The organism is Tepidicaulis sp. (assembly GCF_965222285.1).
Classification (GTDB): Bacteria; Pseudomonadota; Alphaproteobacteria; order Parvibaculales; family Parvibaculaceae; genus Tepidicaulis.
Window position 1 is genome coordinate 173,160 of sequence record NZ_OZ244942.1, and the last position, 19,101, is coordinate 192,260.

General features: G+C 61.3%; 14 protein-coding genes. 7 read left to right on the top strand and 7 right to left on the bottom strand.

Annotation, left to right across the window (positions count from 1 at the left end):
• The first annotated feature begins 32 nt into the window (after positions 1–32).
• A complete protein-coding gene (locus ACOQOT_RS00750) occupies positions 33–2,120 on the top strand; it encodes a TonB-dependent receptor (protein ID WP_420560486.1) in 2,088 nt (695 codons plus the stop codon).
• Positions 2,121–2,203: 83 nt separating this feature from the next.
• Positions 2,204–3,277, top strand: coding sequence for a PepSY-associated TM helix domain-containing protein (locus ACOQOT_RS00755; protein WP_420560487.1), 1,074 nt, complete (start codon positions 2,204–2,206; stop codon positions 3,275–3,277).
• Here ACOQOT_RS00755 and ACOQOT_RS00760 read toward each other — a convergent pair whose 3' ends face one another.
• Entirely contained in the window at positions 3,278–4,282 is a 1,005-nt protein-coding gene (locus ACOQOT_RS00760) for an ABC transporter ATP-binding protein (protein WP_420560488.1), read from the bottom strand.
• Positions 4,283–4,487: 205 nt separating this feature from the next.
• On the opposite strand from ACOQOT_RS00760, the gene polA reads away from it, so the two are divergent.
• Complete coding sequence (polA, locus tag ACOQOT_RS00765; protein WP_420560489.1) at positions 4,488–7,397, top strand: DNA polymerase I; 2,910 nt, start codon at positions 4,488–4,490, stop codon at positions 7,395–7,397.
• 46 nt (positions 7,398–7,443) lie between these two features.
• A complete protein-coding gene (locus ACOQOT_RS00770) occupies positions 7,444–9,303 on the top strand; it encodes a cation:proton antiporter (RefSeq protein WP_420560490.1) in 1,860 nt (619 codons plus the stop codon).
• A gap of 62 nt (positions 9,304–9,365) precedes the next feature.
• Here ACOQOT_RS00770 and ACOQOT_RS00775 read toward each other — a convergent pair whose 3' ends face one another.
• The gene (locus ACOQOT_RS00775; RefSeq protein ID WP_420560491.1) at positions 9,366–10,142 is read right to left on the bottom strand and encodes a glutathione S-transferase family protein; all 777 of its coding nucleotides are present in this window, start codon (positions 10,140–10,142) and stop codon (positions 9,366–9,368) included.
• Between the two features lie 117 nt (positions 10,143–10,259).
• Between ACOQOT_RS00775 and ACOQOT_RS00780 the strand changes: the two genes are divergently transcribed.
• Entirely contained in the window at positions 10,260–10,961 is a 702-nt protein-coding gene (locus ACOQOT_RS00780; protein WP_420560492.1) for a helix-turn-helix transcriptional regulator, read from the top strand.
• Here the strand turns inward: ACOQOT_RS00780 and ACOQOT_RS00785 are convergent, their stop codons facing one another.
• The 3 genes from ACOQOT_RS00785 to ACOQOT_RS00795 form a co-directional block, all read right to left on the bottom strand.
• Complete coding sequence (locus ACOQOT_RS00785; RefSeq protein ID WP_420560493.1) at positions 10,962–11,345, bottom strand: nuclear transport factor 2 family protein; 384 nt, start codon at positions 11,343–11,345, stop codon at positions 10,962–10,964.
• A 132-nt stretch (positions 11,346–11,477) separates the two neighbouring features.
• On the bottom strand, positions 11,478–13,091 hold the full coding sequence (locus ACOQOT_RS00790; protein ID WP_420560494.1) for a phosphoenolpyruvate carboxykinase: 1,614 nt from the start codon (positions 13,089–13,091) through the stop codon (positions 11,478–11,480).
• A 467-nt stretch (positions 13,092–13,558) separates the two neighbouring features.
• Positions 13,559–14,350 (bottom strand): HugZ family protein, encoded by a 792-nt coding sequence (locus tag ACOQOT_RS00795; RefSeq protein WP_420560495.1) that lies wholly within the window; start codon positions 14,348–14,350, stop codon positions 13,559–13,561.
• Between the two features lie 122 nt (positions 14,351–14,472).
• Between ACOQOT_RS00795 and ACOQOT_RS00800 the strand changes: the two genes are divergently transcribed.
• Positions 14,473–15,903 carry an MATE family efflux transporter gene (locus ACOQOT_RS00800; protein ID WP_420560496.1) on the top strand — a complete coding sequence of 477 codons (1,431 nt, stop codon included), beginning with the start codon at positions 14,473–14,475 and terminating at the stop codon, positions 15,901–15,903.
• A gap of 4 nt (positions 15,904–15,907) precedes the next feature.
• On the opposite strand, the gene ACOQOT_RS00805 is transcribed toward ACOQOT_RS00800, so the two are convergent.
• The gene (locus ACOQOT_RS00805; protein ID WP_420560497.1) at positions 15,908–16,558 is read right to left on the bottom strand and encodes a TetR/AcrR family transcriptional regulator; all 651 of its coding nucleotides are present in this window, start codon (positions 16,556–16,558) and stop codon (positions 15,908–15,910) included.
• A 227-nt stretch (positions 16,559–16,785) separates the two neighbouring features.
• On the opposite strand from ACOQOT_RS00805, the gene ACOQOT_RS00810 reads away from it, so the two are divergent.
• Complete coding sequence (locus ACOQOT_RS00810; protein WP_420560498.1) at positions 16,786–17,247, top strand: YHS domain-containing (seleno)protein; 462 nt, start codon at positions 16,786–16,788, stop codon at positions 17,245–17,247.
• 99 nt (positions 17,248–17,346) lie between these two features.
• Here the strand turns inward: ACOQOT_RS00810 and ACOQOT_RS00815 are convergent, their stop codons facing one another.
• Positions 17,347–18,819 carry a M20 family peptidase gene (locus tag ACOQOT_RS00815; RefSeq protein WP_420560499.1) on the bottom strand — a complete coding sequence of 491 codons (1,473 nt, stop codon included), beginning with the start codon at positions 18,817–18,819 and terminating at the stop codon, positions 17,347–17,349.
• Positions 18,820–19,101: the final 282 nt, after the last annotated feature.

A 19,101-nucleotide genomic window follows, 5' to 3' on the forward strand; every position in this document is an offset into this window, starting at 1 on the left:
CAACTTTAACGGGCTGATTTGAGGGGATGCAAATGCTCGAATTCACGAATAAATCCAGGGCGGCGCATGTCGCCAGCCGCGCCGGTCTGTGGGCCGCGCCCGCCGCGCTTGCTTTGACGCTTGCTGCGCTGCCGGCTTTTGCGGGGCAAGAAAATGCCGGCGAGATCGTCGTCACCGCCACCCGCGCGGCAACGCCGGTTTCCGAGCTCACCCGCTCCGTCACGGTGGTGGATGAGGAAACGGTCGAGCGGGAAGCAAAGATCAACCGCAATCTCGGCGATATTCTCTCCAATACGACGCCGGGCTTTGCCACCTCTTCCGAGGCATTGTCCAATTTCGGCCAGACCCTGCGCGGGCGCGATTTCCTGACCCTGATCGACGGGGTGCCGCAATCGACGCCGCTGCGCGGCGGCAGCCGGGACCTCAACACGATCGACCCGGATGCCATCGAGCGCATTGAAATCGTGCGCGGCGGCACCGCCGCTTACGGCTTCGGCGCGACGGGCGGCCTTGTGAACATCATCACGAAACGGCCCGAAGACGGCGCGCTGAAAGCGAAGTCGGAAGTCGGCATCCGCTTTTCGACCGACCATCCGAGCGATTCCATGCAGTATCAGACGACGCATTCGCTCTCGGGCCGTGAAGGCGAGATCGATTTCCTGGCCGCCGGTACCTTCGTCAGCCGCAACAGCATCTTCGATGGGGACGGCGACCGCATTCCCCCGGATTCGCTTGGTGTGCAGGGCGGCTATGCCGATACCGACGAATGGAACTTCCTCGGCAAGCTCGGTTTCGAGCCCGATGCCAATCAGCGCTTCGAGCTCTCCGCGAATTATTTCGAGTTCCTGCAGGATACCGAATACACATTCGGCCTCGGCAACCCGGCCGCCGGCATCAAGACGCCCGCCGTCAAAGGCAGCCCGAATGTGGAAGAGCCGGGCACCGAAAATCTGATGATCAACGGCGAATATACCCATAGCGCCGTGCTCGGCTCCGAGCTTGCCGCGCAGGTCTATTACGGTGACATCACTTCCCGCTTCGGTAAGTTCCCGGGCTTTGCGCAGACCGAAGTGCAGTCGGAAAAATGGGGCGGGCGGCTGACCATGCAAACGCCGTTCGAGGTTGCCGGTACCGGTATGAAGCTGCTCTGGGGCGCCGACTATCTGCGCGATGAAACCGTGCAGGCGGGCATTGACGGGCCGACCATCGTGCCCGTCATGGAACAGAACGCCATTGCCGGGTTCGCCGAGCTTGAAATTCCGGTCGGCGAATGGGGCCTCGTACGCGGCGGTGTGCGCTATGAAGACATCACTGTCGATATCGAGAGCGTGACGAACCGGCCGGGCCGTTTCGTGCAGGGCGGGGAAATCTCGCTGCAGGAAGCGCTCTTCAATCTCAACGGTGTCGTCTATCTCTCCGAGCGCTCGGAGCTTTATGGCGGCTTCTCGCAGGGCTTCTCCGTTGCCGATCTCGGCCGTGTCATCCGCGACAGTACGACGATCAACAATGCAAGCGAGGTTGCCTCCGAAGCTCAGCTCGTCGACAACTACGAGCTTGGCCTGCGCACCGCCAACGATTGGGCGGACGGGTCGGTCGCCGTTTTCTTTTCCGAATCGGAAAAAGGCACGACCTATTCCACGACCAATTTGAACCTCGTCAAAGCGCCGGAAGAAATCTGGGGCATCGAGGCCGCGCTCAACGTGACGCCCGCCCCGCGCTGGAAGCTCGGCGGCACCGCCACCTGGATGGACGGCCATGTCGATCTCGACAGCAACGGGTCTTACGAAGAAGATCTCGACAATACCCGCATTCCGCCGCTGAAACTGACGGCCTATGTGGATTACGAGGTAACCGAATGGTGGGATGCCCGTCTGCAGGCACTCTATTCCGGTCACCGCGAACCGTTCACCACGGGCGCTTACCGGGGCGACAGCGATGTTTATACGCTGGTCGACTTCTATAGCTCTTTCGATGTCGGCCCCGGCCGCCTCGAGCTCGGCGTGGATAACCTTTTCAACGAGGATTATTTCCCCGTGGTCAATTCCGCCTTCAATGTCGCCTATGCCTACAATAAAGGCCCCGGGCGCATGGCGAGCCTGACCTACTCGATCGAATGGTAAGTTCCTCGCAGGAGCTAACTTGACCGGGAGCCGGCCTTCTTTCAAAGAAGCGCCGGCTCCCTTTTGTCTTTCGGAGAAAAGCCGTGCGCGCGTTTCTGGCAAAACTGCATCACTGGACCGGCATTACGGCGGGCCTCGTTCTTTTCGTTCTGGCGCTGAGCGGCAGCATTCTGGTTTTCGACGATGAGATCGACCGCGCGCTCAACCCGCATCTTTTCGCGGTGGAAGAAGGCGGGCCCGGCAGTCTCGATGCGGGTCTTGCGGCACTGAAAGAAACGCGGCCCGATTTCCCGCTCGCTTTTATCCGCTTGCCGAGAACGCCCGAACATCCGGTGGAATTCTGGTCGTCCGATGAGCCGCACCGCATTGCCTATGTCGATGCGGGCGCAGGCAAATTGCTCGGGACACGCGGTGAGAAAGACGGCCTCGTCGGTTTTCTCAAAGATCTCCATATCCATCTTCTGATGGGCGAGAACGGGCATACGGCAAACGGCATTGTCGGTATCGTCGTGCTTTTTCTGCTCATCAGCGGCGCCGTGCTGGCCTGGCGCAAAGGACGCTTTGCCCGCATTCTCAAACCGCGTTTGCGCGGCGCGCCGCTTGCCGCGTCCGCTTTCGATCTTCACCGGTTCACGGGCACAGTCGGCTGGGCGCTTCTTTTCATCAGTGCTCTGACGGGTGTGATGCTGGTTTTTTACCGCGTCACCGCTTACGCGCTGCTTTTGACCCTAGGCGGCACGCCGCCTTCTCAGCCGCCTACCATCGAGCAGGTGGAAGGCGCGCCTCTGCTCGGCCTTGAAGAGATAAAGGAAATTGCCGCGCGGGAAATGCCCGGGGCGGTGCCCACCTGGATCAGACTGCCTGCGGATGAAAAATCCGCCGTCGTCGTGCGCTACCGCCATGAAGATGACCCGCACCCCAACGGCACGACCTACGGCGCTTTTCACCCGCAAACGGGCACGCTCGTTTCCTCTTATGCCTGGGAAGGCAAGGGCACGGGCATGTGGCTTTCGGACCTGAAATACCCCATCCATATCGGCGATTTCTGGGGACCGGCAGGGCCTGTCATCGTGCTGGCGACGGGCATCGTTCCCCTCATCCTTATGGGAAGCGGGACATATCTCTTTTTCCGCCGCCGCGGCTTTTTCAAAAAATGATCAGGCGCGCGACGAAGTGAGCTGCAGGAAGACGTCTTCAAGATCGGCTTCTTCGGTCGACACATCGGCAACCTGCACACCGGCATTGCCGATTTGGGCCAGGATCTCGCCTGCCTTCATCTCCGCCGGATTGTAGCGCACCGCCAGGCGGCCATCCTCGCGCAGCTCCGCTTTGAGCGCGGTAAGCGGCGCAGGCAGGGCGCTCAAAGGGCTGTCGGGCTGAATGATCAGCCGCTTTTCCTCGATGCGCGAGAGCAGTTTGCCCGTCGGCTCGCAGGCCACCACTTCACCATGGTTGATGATGGCGATCTCGTCGCAAAGCGACTGGGCTTCTTCAAGATAATGTGTGGTGAGCACGATGGTCGTGCCGTTGGCATGCAGTTCGAGCACATAATCCCAAAGCTGTTTGCGTAGCTCGATATCGACGCCTGCCGTCGGCTCGTCCAGCACCAGAATGGGCGGGTTATGCACCATGGCCTTGGCAACGAGGAGGCGGCGGCGCATGCCCCCTGAAAGCGTGCGCGCATAAGCGTCCGCCTTGTCGGCAAGGCCCATCGCGCCCAGAATTTCCATGGTCCGCCGTTCCGGCCGGGGCACGCCGTAAAGCCCGGCCTGCAGCTCCAGCGCTTCGGCGGGGGTGAAGAACGGGTCGATATGCAGCTCCTGCGGTACGACGCCAATGGCCGCACGCGCCTGGCGCGGATTGACGTCGATATCGAAGCCCCAAAGCGAGACATTGCCGGAGGTTTTCATCACCAGCCCGGCCAGAATATTGATGAAGGTGGATTTGCCTGCCCCGTTCGGCCCCAGAAGGCCGAAGATCGAGCCGCGCGGAATGGCAAGATCGACGCCTTTCAGCGCTTCCTTGGCGGGCTGCCCGCCCGAGGCGCGGTAAACCTTTCGCAGGCCCCTGGCTTCAATAGCATTGAATTGAGCAGCGCTCGCGCCGGGCTCTGCGGGCACCGGCGTTTCAATCTCGGCATCATGCGCAACATGCGAAGCCATGCAGTCCCTCCCGGCGGCGTTGATGGTCTTGAGAGGCAGGATCTTACATGGCTCTCTATCACCGGCCCCATATGGGGTCAATTGCGCCGCCTGACAACTGCCGGGCAAAAAAGGAATTGCAGCCTTTCCCAAGCCCCGTGGAAGGTGCCATTATGCGCGCCTATCGGCGGAACTTCAGCGCGCAGGCAGGGAAAAACCGGCACTCATGTCATCCAAAAAAGAATCGAACGCGGCAAAAACGAAATCGTCTGACGTAAAACAGCCGGGTAAAGGCGATCACATTTTTCTGGTCGACGGGTCGGGCTATATTTTCCGCGCCTACCACGCGCTGCCGCCTTTGACGCGCAAATCCGACGGGCTGCCGGTGGGCGCCGTCAGCGGTTTCTGCAACATGCTGTACAAGCTCTTGCAGGATACGAAAGACGAGTTCGAACCGACGCATCTTGCGGTGATTTTCGACCATTCGGGCAAGAGCTTCCGCAACGAGCTTTACGCCGATTATAAAGCGCACCGCCCGCCGGCGCCCGAAGACCTCGTGCCGCAATTCGCTCTTATCCGCGATGCGGTGCGCGCCTTCGATGTGCCCTGCATCGAGATGGAAGGCTTCGAGGCGGACGATCTTATCGCGACATATGCTTGCCAGGCAGCGGCGAACGGCGCGCGCGTCACCATCGTTTCTTCCGACAAAGATCTGATGCAGCTCGTCAACGGCAATATCGACATGCTCGATACGATGAAGCTGAAAGCCATCGGTCCGGCGGAGGTCGAGGAAAAATTCGGCGTCGGGCCGGACAAGGTCGTGGATGTCCAGTCGCTGGCCGGCGATTCGGTCGATAACGTGCCGGGCGTGCCCGGTATCGGCATCAAGACGGCGGCGCTGCTTATCAACGAATATGGCGATCTCGACACGCTTTTGGAGCGGGCCGGGGAAATCAAACAGAAGAAGCGCCGGGAAAATCTGATCGAGTTTGCCGATCAGGCGCGCATCAGCCGCGATCTCGTACGCCTCAAGCAGGACGTGCCGGTGACAGTGGGTCTTGACGAGATGGACATCAAGACGCCCGATCCGGTGAAGCTCATCGGCTTCTTGAAGGATATGGAATTCACCACGCTGACAAAGCGTGTCGCCTCCGAGCTTGGCGTGGAAGCGGACGAGGTGCCTGCCGCCGGCGACCATCCGGCGGATGCCCCCGTCATTGTTGAGGCGAAAGGACCGGCCGAGCGCGGCGGTGCGCCGGGCGCGGTCTCACCCGGCATCGAAGCGCCTATCGATCCTGATGCTTATGAAACCGTGACGGAGGTGGAGGCTCTGAAGGCCTGGCTCGAGGAAGCTAAAGATCAGGGTTTCATGGCGCTCGACACGGAAACGGATTCGCTCGATGCCATGGCCGCGCGTCTTGTCGGTGTCTCCATCGCAACGCGCCCCGGCAAGGCCTGTTACATTCCCCTGCAGCATGGCGCGGGCGAGGGGCTCGATTTCGACGGCAATGGCGCGCCCGAGCAAATCAGTCTCGATGAAGCGCTCGGCCTTCTTAAACCCGTTCTGGAAGACCCGGCAGTTTTGAAAATCGGGCAGAACCTGAAATACGATCTTCAGGTCCTCAAACGCCATGGCATTGATGTCGCGCCCATCGACGACACGATGCTTATGTCCTATGCGCTGGACGCTGGGCTCCACGGCCATGGTATGGACGAGCTTTCCAAGCTCCATCTCGGCCATGAGCCCATTCCCTTCAAGGAAATCGCAGGAAGCGGCAAATCCCAGATCACGTTCGATCAGGTACCCATCCCGAAGGCCACGCGCTATGCCGCCGAAGATGCGGATGTGACGCTGCGCCTTTATATGCTTTTGAAGCCGCGCCTCGTCGCGGAGCGCAAAGTCACCGTCTATGAAACGCTGGAGCGCCCGCTCGTCTCCGTCCTCGTGGATATGGAGCATGAGGGGGTGAAGATCGACCGGCAAGTGCTCTCGCGCCTGTCGGGTGAATTCTCCCAGAAGATGGGCGCTTACGAAGAAGAGATTTACGAGCTCGCAGGCGAGGAATTCAATATCGGCTCGCCCAAGCAGCTCGGTGAAATTCTCTATGACAAGAAAGGTCTTTCCGGCGGGCGCAAAACGAAGACCGGCGCCTGGAGCACGGATGCCGCAGCGCTGGAAGAATTGGCCGCGCAGGGCCATGAGCTGCCCCAGCGCATTCTCGACTGGCGCGGCCTTTCCAAACTGAAAAGCACCTATACCGACGCGCTGCCCGAATATATCAACAAGGATACGGGCCGCGTTCACACCTCCTATTCCATGGCCTCCACCACCACGGGACGGCTTGCCTCGAGCGAGCCCAATCTGCAGAACATTCCCGTGCGCACCGAGGACGGGCGGCGCATCCGCACCGCCTTCATCGCCGAAAAGGGCATGAAGCTCATCAGCGCCGACTACAGCCAGATCGAGCTGCGTCTTGTTGCGCATATTGCCGGCGTCAAGGAACTGAAAGACGCGTTTGCGGACGGGCTCGACATTCACGCCATGACGGCAAGCGAGATTTTCAACGTGCCGATCAAAGGCATGGAGCCTTCCGTGCGCCGAAGGGCCAAGGCCATCAATTTCGGGATCATCTACGGCATCTCCGCTTTCGGCCTTGCCAATCAGCTCGGCATTTCGCGCAGCGAGGCGGGTGACTATATCGATCTTTATTTCAAGCGGTTCCCCGGCATCCGCGATTACATGGAAAGCACGAAGGAAAGCGCGCATAAGGACGGTTTCGTGGAAACGATTTTCGGGCGCAAGATTCATCTGCCCGAAATCAACTCCAAAAACGGCGCCCGCCGGTCCTTCATGGAACGCGCGGCGATCAACGCCCCCATTCAAGGCTCCGCTGCCGATATCATCCGCCGCGCCATGATCCATATGGCCGGCGCGCTCTCGCGGGCAGATTTGAAGGCGCGTATGCTCTTGCAGGTGCATGACGAATTGATTTTCGAGGCGCCGGAAAAAGAAACCGAGAAGACCTGTAAGCTCGTCTGCGATGTCATGTCGAAAGCAGCCGAACCGGCCATCGCCCTCTCGGTGCCGCTGGATGTGGAGGCGAATGCCGCGAATAATTGGGAAGAGGCCCACTGATTCCGGGCCTCTTCCAGGGGATGTCTAACAAGAGAGAAGGCCCTTTATGGCGCCCATCACCGATCCCACTCTTGCCATCACGCTGATCGTTGCGAGCGGCGTTTTCGCGCAATGGCTGGGCGCGCGCCTGCGCACCCCGGCCATCCTGCCGCTTCTCTTCATGGGCTTCCTGCTGGGGCCGGGGCTCGGGCTTCTAAATCCCGATGCGGTTTTCGGCGATCTTCTCTTTCCGACCATCTCCATGGCCGTTGCAGTCATTCTCTTTGAAGGCGCGCTCACCTTGCGCTTTGCGGATTTGCGCGGCGCGGCAACGCCGGTCATCCGCCTTGTCACGGTGGGCGTTCTTGTCACCGTGCTCATTCTTGGTTGGGCGGTGCATGAGATTTTCGCCTTTCCCTGGCCGCTTGCGCTGCTTTTCGGGGCGATCGGTGCGGTTTCGGGTCCGACCGTCGTCATGCCGCTTTTGCGCACCATTCGGCCGAACGACAAGGTGGCGCAGGTCCTGCGCTGGGAAGCGATCCTGATCGATCCCGTGGGCGCGGTGCTTGCTGTCGTGCTTTTCGAGGCGATCGTGGCTGCAGGCGCCATGACGGAGGGAAGTTCCGTCCTCGCCTTCCTCGAAGTTTTTGCCATTGGCGGGGCGGTGGGCGCCGGTTTCGGCTTTGCCTTCGGCTGGGCGCTGCGCCGTCATGCCATTCCCGATTATCTCATCAATGTGTCGACGCTCGGCCTCGTCCTCTTGGCCTTCACGCTTGCCAATACGCTCGGCCATGAAGGCGGCCTTGTTGCCGTCACGGTGATGGGCATCGTGCTCGGCAATCTGCCGGGCCTGCGTACGGGCGAGCTCATCGACTTCAAGGAAAGTCTTTCGGTCCTTCTCATCTCCGCGCTTTTCATCGTGCTCGCCGCGCGGGTGGATTTCGGCGGCATGATGGCCATCGCGGGCGGCCTTGCCCTTCTTATGGCGATCATTCTTTTCATCGCCCGCCCGCTTAATGTGCTTGTTTCGACCATCGGCACGGAGACAAGCTGGCGCGAGCGCGCGCTTTTATCCTGGATCGCGCCGCGCGGCATTGTCGCTGCCGCCATCTCCGCGATCTTTGCGGTGCGCTTACAGGAAGCAGGCGTGGAAGGGGCAGAGCTACTCGTGCCGCTGACCCTCGTCATGATCATGGTCACGGTCGTCTTGCAAAGCCTGACCGCGCGGCCCGTTGCCGAATTGCTGAATGTTGCCGAACCTGCCGCGCGCGGTGTCCTGATCGTCGGTGCCAATCCCTTTGCTTTGGCGCTCGCCGAAGTGCTGCATGAGCGGGGCGTGCGCGTGCTCGTCGCCGATACGTCCTGGAGCCAGACACGAACGGCACGGATGAAAGGCCTGCCCACGTTTTTCGGCAATGCGGTTTCAGAATATGCGGACCGTGAGCTTGATTTGGTCGGCGTAGGCTCGCTCCTTGCGCTTTCCCGCCAGCCTGCGCTCAACGCGCTTTCCTGTATGCGCTACCGCCATGAATTCGGCTCGGCCAATGTTTTTGCCGTGCGCCATGACCCGGCGACCTTTGAAAAAGGCTCGGATCCGCTGCCGCTTGAGCTGCGCGGTCATCTTCTTTTCAAGCCGGAATTGACTTTGGAACGCGCGCAGGAATTGCTGCGCGAGGGCTATAAAGTGCGCCTCACCCGCCTGACGGAAGAATTCGATTTCGAGGCGCTGGCCGAACAAATCGGCGGCACCGACAATATGCTTCTCGCCATCGATAAGGACGGGCTCGTCAAACCCTTCTCCGAGGAAACGCGCCTGCGCGCGGGGGCGGACTGGCGCGTCGTCTATCTTGAGAAGGTCTCCGAAGAAAAAAAGATCGAGAAGAAAAAAGAAGAAAAAGCCCAGCGCGAGGCGAAGAAGAAAGATTAGCGCCGGGAAAATAGATGAGCCGCCGCGCCGGAGGGGGCTCAGCTCCGGCGCGGCGGCGGGGATCAAGCTGCTTTCTGCAGTGAAGGCGCCTGGCTCGTGAAAAGCTCCAGCATTCGGTCCGTATAGGCGATGAGATTGTCATGGGTCCGCATCGCATCGATGAGCGGGCTTTTGACCTGCGGAATGCCGATGATATTGACGAGCACGCCGAAGGCGCTTGCATCGGCAAGGGAGGGACGGTCACCGAAAAGATAGGGCTTGTCGCCGAGCTCGGCGGCGAGCGCGGCAAGGTCGTCCGCGCCGAAGGCATAGATTTCCTCGCGCGTGTGCCGGCCAAGCCCGTGATGATGGAGCGCCGTCTTCATCTGTTTCAGCACCGCGCGGTAAACGAAAAAACGGATGGGAGCCGGAACGTCGCCGAAGAAAATCTCTTTCTCCAGCCACTCGTTTTCCTTCTCGCACCAGCGGGTGTAAACGATCGCCCAGTAAAGCCGCTCTTCGAGCATGCGCTGCAAGGCGTGGGAGCGGGCCCGCTCCAGCGGCGTCAAGTGCCAGTCGAGATCGACGCCGCGCCGCTCCTTCAGCCATTTCATGATCAAGGTGGAATCGCCGACCCGCTCCCCGTCCGCCACGATGAAAGGCAGCTTGCCTTTCGGTGCCTTGGCGGGGTTCGGCATGTCGCGCCGCTCATAGCCGATGCCGGCAAGGCGCAGTGCCGTTTCCAGTTTGACGACAAAGGCGCTGGGGTCCGGCACGCCCGGCACCTCGCTGGAAAACCCGTAAAGCTCGAGTTTCGGGGCGTTTTTGCCCGCGCCCGGCGTCTTGATAATGTTGCTCATTGCGTCTCTCCATTTCGCGCATCTGCCTTTTCCGCATTTCGGTGGCAGCGAATGGACTAGCTTTAGCCCGCGCCTCCTGACACCCTGCTGTCAGGAGCCCTATGGCAGGATCTTTTCATGAGACGCGCCGACCGCTTGTTCGACATTGTGGAATATATGCGCCGCCACCGCCGGGTGGTGACGGCGGACGAGCTTGCCGGAAAGATGGAAGTCTCGGTGCGCACGATCTATCGCGACATTGCCGATCTACAGGCAAGCCGCGTGCCCATCGAAGGGGAGGCGGGGATCGGCTATCTCCTGCGCCCGGGCTATGATTTGCCGCCGCTCATGTTTACAGAGGATGAGGCCGAAGCGCTGGCGCTCGGTGCGCGCATCGTCGCAAGTTGGGCGGATGAGGAATTGGCGGACAGCGCCCGCGCCGTGCTTGCCAAATTGCGCGCCGTCCTGCCGCCGCCTTTGCAAAAGCAGATGGATGCGTTCGGCGTCATGGCGCCACCCGATCATTACCGTGCGGAAATCGTCGTGGACCTTGCCGCGATCCGCAAGGCGGTGCGCCGGCGCGCCAAGATCCGTTTCGGCTATGTGAATGCCAAAGGCGAGCAAAGCGAGCGCACCGTCTGGCCGCTCTCGCTTGCCTTTTACGGCCATGTCTGGATCGTGCCGGCTTGGTGCGAAAAGCGCGAGGCCTTCCGCGTTTTCAGGGCCGACAGGATGCGCGATCTCTTGCTGCCCGGCGAGCGCTACCCCAAAGTGCCGGGCCGTGATCTCGATGCCTATCTTTTGGAGCAGGGCATCTCCCCGCAAGACCGGCTGGAGTGATCAGGACGCGCCCTGCACATAAGTGTTCATGTCGAAATAATCGCGCCAGACTTTGATCTTGCCGTCTTCCATCTCGAAAATGCCGAGACAGGGCAGATCGATGCTCTTGCCGCTTTTCAGGTGAATATGATCGACGCGTTCGGCGATCACCGTGTCGCCCTCGGCAACGAGGGAGAGCACGTCCCAGTTCGTCGCTTTCCAGTCGTTGATGAAGCCCGCAACGAAGGCCTTCACCGTCTCCCGTCCGCTCACCGGGTCGATCGGCATATTGTGATAAGTGCCGTCCTCGGTGAAGAAGGCGGCGATCTCTTCGGCATCGAGCCGCGGCCAAGCATTGATGAAGTTCAGCACGGTTTGCGCATTCTGGCTTTTATTGTCGCTCATGGCGTCCTCCCTTTTTCAAAAGCCTAACACTCCTGCTCCCGGCGAGCGAGGCAGAGAGGTGCCCGCCCAAAAGAAAAGCCGCGCTCTTTTAAGAGCGCGGCTTTGTCTTTCGTAACCCCGAAAGGCGAATGCTTACTGCGCGGCCCGTGCGGGAGCTGGGGCGGCGTCGCGCACTTCCGGATCGACATAGGATTCGAACTTGCGGAAGTTCTCGATGAACATCGAAACGAGTTTGGCGGCCTGCGCGTCATACGCGCCTTTGTCGGCCCAGGTTTCGCGCGGGTTCAGGATCGTCATGTCGACGCCCGGCACCGAGGTCGGCACCTGGAAGCCGAAGAACGGATCGAAGCGGAAATCCACATTGGCAAGCGAGCCGTCGAGAGCTGCGGAAAGCAGCGCGCGGGTCTCGCGGATCGGCATGCGCTGGCCGGTGCCGTAAGCCCCGCCCGTCCAGCCGGTATTCACCAGCCAGCAGTCCACATTGTGCTCGGCGATGAGATCGCGCAGCAGGTTGCCGTATTCGGACGGATGACGGGCCATGAAGGGCGCGCCGAAACAGGTCGAGAACGTGGCTTCCGGCTCCGTCACGCCTTTTTCCGTACCGGCCACTTTCGCCGTGTAACCGGAAAGGAAGTGATACATGGCCTGGGACGGCGTCATCTTGGCGATGGGCGGCAGCACGCCGAAGGCATCCGCCGTCAGCATGATGATGTTTTTCGGGTGGCCTGCGCGGCCCGTTTCGCTGGCATTCGGAATGAAGGACAGCGGATAGGCGCCGCGGGTGTTCTCGGTCAGCGAATTGTCGTTGAAGTCGAGCTCGCGGGTCTGCGGGTCCATCACGACGTTTTCAAGCACGGTGCCGAAACGCTGCGTCGTGGCGTAGATTTCCGGCTCCGCTTCCGCCGACAGGTTGATCATCTTGGCATAGCAGCCGCCTTCGAAGTTGAAGACGCCGTTTTCCGACCAGCCATGCTCATCGTCGCCCACCAGCGTGCGCTTGGGGTCGGCCGAGAGCGTGGTCTTGCCGGTGCCCGACAGGCCGAAGAAGATGGCCGAGTCGTCTTTCTCGCCCACATTGATCGAGCAGTGCATCGGCATGACGCGCTTTTCGGGCAGCTCGTAGTTGAGCATGGAGAAGACGGATTTTTTCGTTTCACCGGCATAGGACGTACCGCCGATCAGCACGATGCGCTTGGCGAAGTTGCACGCGATCACCGTTTCCGTACGGCAGCCATGGCGGGCTTTGTCGGCGCGGAAGCTGGGCAGGTTGATGATCGTGAATTTCGGATCGAAGTCGGGAAGCTCTTCAGGCTTGGGTTCGATAAGCAGGTTCTGAATGAAGAGCGAATGCCAGGCAAGTTCGGTAAAGACGCGGGTCGGCAGGCGGTGAGTGGGGTCGGCGCCGCCGAAAAGGTCCTGAACGAAAAGTTCTTTGCCTTCGGCGTGTTTGAGCATGTCCTGGTGGAGAGCGTCGAACTGCTCGGGCGTGATCGACTTGGAATTGTCCCACCAGACGGTGTTTTCGGTCTTCTCGTCGCGGACGATGAATTTGTCCTGGGCGGAGCGGCCGGTGTGCTCGCCGGTGCGGACCACCATCGCGCCTTGCGCGGACAGTTCGGCTTCCTCGCGCCGGATGGCTTCTTCGTAAAGCTTGGCGGGCCGGTAATTCCAATGCACCGCTTCAAGATTGGTGAAGCCCTGTTTGTCCACACCGTTTTTGCTGATGTACAGCCCAGTCTGTTTCACGCCCACTCTCCTCGTGTCTCGCCTGTCTGTCACGTTGGGTGAGGGATGAACCGGAGCCGACACCCAGTCTTCGGGAGGGGTTGAAACCGCCAATCGCCAAGACGTGACGTACCAATAATCTAAAGAGGCGGGTGACCCCGCCCGTTCAACTCAAAATATGTTCCCAGCAAAGAAGGGGCCGTGCGGCCGACGCGGCTCCGAACCCCTGCTCCAACTTTGGCTATATGGTGCCAAGCTTACTTGCCCGGCATCTCCCGCCAAGTGCGCGTCACCATAGTGTCGCGCCCCCCGCTGCGCAACTGGATTCGGACCGGGGAAGGGGGGAAATTGCCGCACCTTTCCGGCCCTTTTGCCGCCTTGGTAAACAGGCCTTACCGGCGGGGAAAAAGCCGGGTGAAAAGAGCACAAAAGAGGAACCGGAAAGGCCGCTCCAAGCCCGCTTTCTCTGACCTGCTTTAGGGAGGCCTTCAGGCCTTGGCCCGGGCTTCCTTGACCAGTGCCACCAGCATCTGCCGGGCCTCGGTGGGCGTGAAAACCGGGGCGGGGAAGTCGAGCCGGGCAAAATGCCGGCCTTTGCCCGTGGGCGTCCCCTCTTCGGGCGCTTCGGTATCGAGCACGAGGTCCGCCCCTTCCGGGTCGATGCCGCTCATCCGCCAGGCGCCTTCTTGGCGCCCAAGGAGCTTTCCGGCGTACAGGGCGATGGCGTCGGCGTGATCCTCGTTCATATGGGCGGTGATGCCTTCCGCCCCTTTCACCAGTTCTCCTGCTTCCTCGAGCGGGAAGGTGAGGTCGGCGTCGGAAAGATTGCCGATCCGCCCGAACCCTTCCACGATCCGCCCGCCTGAGAGGCGCAGCGCGTAATAGGAAAAATCGAGCGCGGTGTCATAGTCCCGTGTTTCCGGATGCAGTGCGGTAAAGCGGGCCTTGGCGCGTGCCGCTTCCGCGCCTTCCAGCTTTTCCGCCCGTCCCTGGACGCTCACCCGGGCAAGGTTCATGCGCTCGGCCCCTTCCGCTCCCGGCGTCTCGAACAGGAGGCTGATCTCGGGGTTTGCCTCTATATGGCGGGTATGGGCGGCCAGGCGCGAGATCAGCAAGAGCGGCACGGCATCCATCAGGCAGGCGGTCTGCGCCAGGCTGACGAAAGGCGCGGCGCTTTTGGCTTCCTGCGTGGCAAGCGGCACGAAACGCCCGGCACGGATGAGCTGGCGCGCCGTGGCGGCAAGGGCGGATTTTTCAGGTTTTTTCTGGGCGAGTGTCATGGCCTGCTTATATACTGAAAAGCTGTGCCAGACCAGATTGCCGCTTGAGTTTAAAGGCAGGCTTCGGCGCTAGCCGCATCTTCATGCGTTCCCATATTTGTTGAATGAAGAAAGGCCAGGCGATGGCACGCCCCCTCGATCCCTTTTCCGCGCCCGCAGCGCCTGCGCCCGCTTTACCGCTGGATTCCTTCGACCTCCACATCAAGCGCACGCTGACCCTCGCCTTCCCGGTGGTGCTGGCGCGCGCCGGCATGGTTGGTATCTTCACCGCCGATACGATCATGGTCGGCCATTACGGGGCGGGCGAGCTGGCCTATCTTGCGCTTGGCATCGCCATTCAGTCGGTCTTCCTTTTGATGTCGATCGGGCTTTTGCAGGGCACGATGATCCTGGCGAGCCAGGCTTACGGGGCGAGCGATTTTCGCGCCGCAGGCGCGGCCTGGCGCGCCGGGCTTTATCATGCGGTGCTGCTCGGGCTCGTCTTCGGCATCATTTGCGCGCTGGGCGAGCCGCTGCTTCTTGCCATCGGCCAGAGCCCGGAGCTTGCAGCGGGCGGCGGCGGCGTTTCGCTTGCCTTCGGTCTCTCCATGCCGGGACTTCTGATTTACATCTGCTCCAGCTATTTCCTGGAATCGATCCAGCGCCCGCGTGTCGGCATGTACATCATGGCGGCGGCCAATCTGCTCAATATCGCGCTCAACGGCTTTTTCATTTACGGGCTGGCCAGCTGGAGCGAGCCGATGGGCGCGGTGGGCGCGGCCATCGCCACGGCGTGCACGCGCTGGTTCTTCGCCGCCGCGATCCTTGCTTACATCTTCTCCATGGTCTGGCGGGAGGGGGAAGATCCGTTCGGCCTGCGCGTCAAGCTTTTGCGCTGGTGGGCGGAGGCGCGCCGCCTCGGCGCCTCGACGGGCAGGCGTCTTCGGGCGCAAGGCATCGGCATGGCGGTGATGATGGCGCTCGATGCCGCCGCCTTCCAGACGCTTATTTTGATGGCGGGCTATCTTGGGGAAAAGGAGCTCGCCGCCTATCATGTCGTCGTCAACGCCATGATCCTTGTGCTGATGATGGCGATCGGCTGTTCCTCTGCCACGTCCGTGCGGGTGGGCAATGCCATCGGCCGGGGTGATGCGCCCAATATGCGCCGTGCGGGCTGGGTCGGCATCGGGCTCGGCGCCTGTTTCGTGCTGCCTTTCGCGCTTATCGCGCTGATCCTGCCGGGCGGTGTGGCCGCGCTTTATACGTCCGATCCGGCGGTGATCGAGATTGCCCGCACCACCTTCCTCGTTGCCGGGATCGTGCTTGTCGTCGACGGGGCGGTGGCGACCACCATCGGCGCCTTGCGCGGGGCGGGCGATGTCTGGCCCACCATGATCCGTTTCATCGGCTCCTTCTGGCTGATCGGCATTCCGACCGGCTATGTCATGGCGTTTGAAATGGGCTTTGGCGCACCCGGCCTTTTGATGGGCCTCGGCTCGGCCATCTATATCGCCTTTGCGCTTCTCATCTTCCGCTTCCGCAAAGTCGCGCATATGCCGCTGAAGCGGGTGTGAGGCTTCAGGCTTGGGAGAAGTGCTCGCCGATCAGCGCAAGCGCCGCGCGCTTGGCGGTGCGCGCGGCATGGGAGGAGCCTGAAACCTGCGCCGTTACCGTCGCTCCTTCGAAGAGGAGCGCCAACTCGTCGGCCAGCGCTTCGGGCTCGCTCGCGCCCGCCTCCCGGCAGAGCTTTAGAATGAAGGCCCGCATCATGTTCTTGAAATCCTGGCAGGCGGAGCGGATGGGCGGGCTCGCCTGGGCATATTCGCCCACCGCGTTGATGAAGATGCAGCCGTAAAAACCCGGCTCTTCGAACCAGTTTTCCGCCGCATCGAAAAGCCCGGCCAGACGGCTGCGCGCATCGCGCCCGTTCTTTTCCACATCGCGCATGAAATTGTTGCGGAAGGCGCTGTCATGCACGCGCAGCACCGCCAGGATCAGTTCTTCCTTGGAGCGGAAATGACTATAGAGCGTCTTCTTCGAGACCCCGGCTTCCAGAATGATCTTGTCGATCCCTGTCGCATGAAATCCGTCTCGGGCGAAAAGCCGCCCGGCGGTCTGGATGAGATGGTCGCGGCGTGAGGCGGCGGGAAGGTCGGAAGCACGGGTCATCGGGTACGGGCCACTGGCCGCCAGGCGGCGGATGAAAAGGGTAAACAGAACTGTTTCCATATTTGGCCACTTTTTACACGGATGCAAGGTGGAACGAAAGGGTTCTTGCCTCACGCTCATGTGAAAACGCGTGTGCCAGTCGTGGTTTTGAAAATCGATCCCCGGTCATTACTTCTGGGAGCAAGGAAACAGATCTGTTTCCCGATGCTTTGCGGGTGGTGTGCCGCCTCGATCATGCAGACCCGGCCTCGCAAGCTCTAACCACGCAAAAGCCAAGGAGTAAGGCAATGCAGATTTTGAAATCCTTCATGGGCGCTCTGTTCGCCGTGATGTTCGTCATGGGCGCCGCAGGCGTTGCCCGTGCTGACGTTGCTCACATGACTGTGGGCGCCGGCGGCTATGACCTCGTTTCCTACCAGACCAACACGAAGCCCCTGCGCGGCAGCGGCGACTTCGCTCTCGAGCATGACGGCGTGAGCTACCTCTTCGCTTCCGACGCCAACCGCGAAGCGTTCAAAGCTGACCCGGCGAAATACCTGCCCGCTTACGGCGGCTACTGCGCTTACGGCGTGTCGGTCGGTAAGAAGTTCTACGGCGACCCGGAAGTGTGGCGCGTGGTTGACGGCACGCTCTACCTGAACCTGAACACGAAAGTGCAGGATCTGTGGCTGGAAGACGTTGCCGGCAAGGTTTCCCAGGCGAACACGTACTGGAAAGACATCAAAGACAAGCCGGCAAGCGAACTCTAAGCCGCTGGCTTTCGCATCGGTTTGTCCATTTCCCGGTGCTCATCAAGCGCCCGGCCCCTTTAAAAAGGGCCGGGCGTTTTCTTTGAGGAGAGGCGGGCTTTACTGCGCGCCCGATGTCGCATCCTCGATCAGGCCGACATAAAAGCGCACGGCCTTTTCCATGTTCTCAACGGTGATGCGCTCATTCGTGCCGTGGAAGCGGGCGGTGTCCCCCGGCCCGAGCACGATGGGGATGAAGCGGTAGATATTGTCCGATACTTCCCCGTAATGGCGCGAATCCGTGCCGCCCACCACCAGATTGGGTGCGACGGCCGCCCCCGGGAATGCGCCGCGCACATGGCGCTCCAGAAGCGTGTAGCCTTCCGACTCCGTCGGTGAGACGGTTGAGGGCAGACGCCCCGGATTGGAAATTTCCACCGTCACCGTCGGATCGTCGATCGCCTCGGTCACATGGTCCACCACATCGTCGAAATCGTTACGCGGATGGATGCGGAAATTGACGATGCCCGTCGCGCTGGTCGGCAGCACGTTTTCCTTCAAGCCCGCCCGCAGCATAGTGGGCGCGATGGTGGTGCGCAGCTGCGCATCCGAGGTGGGGCTGGCGCTCATCAGGTTTTCGATCATCGGCCCGAAAAGCCAGCGGTTGGCGAAGACCATGCGCTGCAGGAAAGGCGCATGGGGCGCGAGCGCGTCGATCATCTGCGCCGCCGGTCCCTCGATCCCGCCCTCGAAGGGTTTTTTCTGCAAACGGTCGATGGCTTTGGCAAGCGTGCCCACCGCCGTCTCGCGCGGCGGCATGGAAGAATGCCCGCCTTGCGCATGGGCGGTCAGCGTCAGCGAGATATAGCCCTTCTCGGCAATCCCGATCAGCGCCACCTTGCCCTCGATGCCGGGCATCAGATTGTCGGCGACAATGCCGCCTTCATCGGCAACGAAATGGAGGCGGATGCCGCGCTCTTTCATGAGCTGGCCGATCACCTGATTGCCTTGCGGGCCGCCCACTTCTTCATCATGGCCGAAGGCGAACATGATCGTGCGTTTGGGTTTCAGCCCTTGCGCGGCGAGCATCTCCGCCGCCTCGACCATGGCGATGAGCGAGCCTTTATTGTCGATCGTGCCGCGCCCCCAGATGAACCCGTCCGCCACGGTGCCGGAAAAAGGCGGATGCTCCCAGGAGCCTTCCGAGCCCGGGATCACCGGCACCACGTCGATATGCGACATGAGCAGTACGGGGTCGAGGCTTTCATCGCTCCCCTTCCAGGTGAAAAGCAGGCTGTAATCGCTGACGATCTCGCGCGTCGCGGCGGCGTGGAAGGCGGGATAAGTCGCCTCCAGCCAATCGCGGAATTTGACGAATTCTTCCCCTTTGCTCTGCGAGGGGATCTGATGGGAAATGGTTTTGAACTGGATCGCCTCGCCCAGCCGCCGCGCCGCCGCTTCCCCGTCGATGGCGATGTCGCTTTCCTTGGCCGCCTCGCGGCTTTCCGGCGCCGCCACCATGAAGGTGCGCACCAGCACGATGGCGGCAAGCACCAACACCAGGGCGCCCAGCCCTGCCAAAATCTTCTTCATTCTCTAACTCCCAGCCTGAGGCGCCGGTTTTCCGGCGCTTTGCGAGGCAGTCTGCGCGATCCCGGGTCAAAGTCAAACCGCCAGGCCGGCACCCCCGCGCCCTCCTGAGCGAGGACCGGCAGACATGGTGCGGGCATGGCGCGGGCCCGGCCAAGCCTTTATACTCCTGGCGCGGGGAGGCGGGGATAAAGCGGCGGGCTTGCGCCGCCTCATGCCACAATTTGGGCCAAAACGCCGCTTAAGCGGTGCAAGGCTTTGAAAATGCCGGGAGATAACCCGGCG